Source organism: Vibrio sp. 1F169 (assembly GCF_041439605.1).
In the GTDB taxonomy this organism is placed as follows: Bacteria; Pseudomonadota; Gammaproteobacteria; order Enterobacterales; family Vibrionaceae; genus Vibrio; species Vibrio tasmaniensis_A.
In genome coordinates this window covers 1,499-2,919 of the sequence record NZ_JBGOOI010000147.1, presented here as the reverse complement: position 1 = coordinate 2,919, position 1,421 = coordinate 1,499, and the positions used below count along the sequence as shown (strand labels likewise).

Here is a 1,421-nt window from a genome sequence, read left to right as displayed (position 1 = left end):
CGCTGGCTTGGTTTGGGGGATTACGTTACATCAAAGCGCAATACGGTGACAACATAGTTACCTTGTCACTTTATTGGTGGGGGGCTTCCTTTGTCCATCCCACCCTCTTTAAGCGTACCCCCTCAGCCTGTCGTCGTTACTGGATTTTCTAAGGAGACCCTTCATCATGGATCCGTTTGTTAAACGGGATAAGCTGGCCGTCAAAAGCCTCCTCAATCTTTTTTTGAGTGCAGGCTTTCTTGTTATGCTTATCACTAACCTGGTGTTGGGTTACACCAGTTATCAAGCCCTTACCCATCAAAGCCGAACCCTAGTCCCGCCCACCCTCTCTCAAGCCTTTACGGTTTCGGATGGCGCGGTCGATGAACCTTATCTTGAGCAAATGGCGGATTATCTTCTCTACCTGAAACTCAACATCACGCCGGCAAGCGTTGGACGTCAGTTTGGTCAGTTACTTGAATATTTAGACGAGACAAGCTGGTACAACGTTCAACCTAAGCTGCTTCGAGAAGCCACGGTGGTTAAAAAAGATAACATCAGCAGCCAATTTTCTGTCGAGTTGGTCCGAATTTCTCTCGACACTCTCCAAGTACAACTCTACGGGAAACTCCAAAAGCACGTAGGCCAACGCGCACTAGATCCGGAGATGAAGTGGTATCAAGTCAACTTTAGCTATGACCAAGGCGTCATAGGTTTACTCTCCATTGAAGAAGTCGAGGTCAACACCGATGAATCTTTATGAGCAATCATTCACCCCATCGCAGCAATGGCACCCTTATTTTTTATCCATCGCGCTTTGGGTGGTCTTTTTCATCCCCTCTTTTGCCCTGGCTGAAAATGCCGCCATGGTGAGCTATGAGTTTGACGAAGGCGACACGATCCCCTTGTCACTCTCTTCCATTAACGTGAACCGTTTACTGGTCAACAATGACCGTATTATTTCGATCGTCTGCCCGAAAGGGTTTTGCACCTCAACGGGCAACCAAAAAGACGCTTCCGGCTCCATCACCTTAAAAATTAACCTTCCCTTACCGTTTACCGCGCACCTGACGACAGAGAAAGGGCGATTGTTTGCGCTGTTTATTACCCCCAAAGCTACACCATCTTTGGTCACGGAGTTTGTTTGGTCGCAAAATTACAAAGAGCAGCAAAGCCCGATTGAGCAGGCGGCGGATTATCCCGCCGCCATGACAGCGCTCACCAAAGCCATGATACGTTTTGTCCATGATGGCGCTCCCATTGCTGGTTTTAAACGTCACGACGTTGACCCCAAAACCTTACCCAAAGATGAAGCGTCGCTGGCCATCATCCCTCAAACGGTCTTCGTGGGCCGTCATTATTCTGGGGTGGTTTATCAGCTCAAAAATCAAAGCCGCAGTGACATGGCGCTGACCACCGCGCAGTTCTACAGCTATTCCGCG

3 protein-coding genes are annotated in these 1,421 nt (G+C 49.0%); all 3 read left to right on the top strand.

Translation table 11 applies throughout. From position 1 onward, the window contains the following. The first annotated feature begins 62 nt into the window (after positions 1–62). A complete protein-coding gene (locus tag ACED53_RS23200) occupies positions 63–152 on the top strand; it encodes a hypothetical protein (protein ID WP_371715321.1) in 90 nt (29 codons plus the stop codon). Between the two features lie 14 nt (positions 153–166). Then, positions 167–742, top strand: a complete 576-nt coding sequence (traE, locus tag ACED53_RS23195; protein ID WP_016800090.1) for a type IV conjugative transfer system protein TraE — start codon at positions 167–169, stop codon at positions 740–742. Beyond that, on the top strand, positions 729–1,421 hold a 693-nt coding region (traK, locus tag ACED53_RS23190), incomplete at its 3' end, for a type-F conjugative transfer system secretin TraK (RefSeq protein WP_371715320.1). The genes traE and traK, both read left to right, overlap by 14 nt.

Excerpts from the sequence above, each read along its gene's own strand:
- traE (WP_016800090.1), top strand. The coding sequence starts at position 167 with ATGGATCCGTTTGTTAAACGGGATAAGCTGGCCGTCAAAAGCCTCCTC.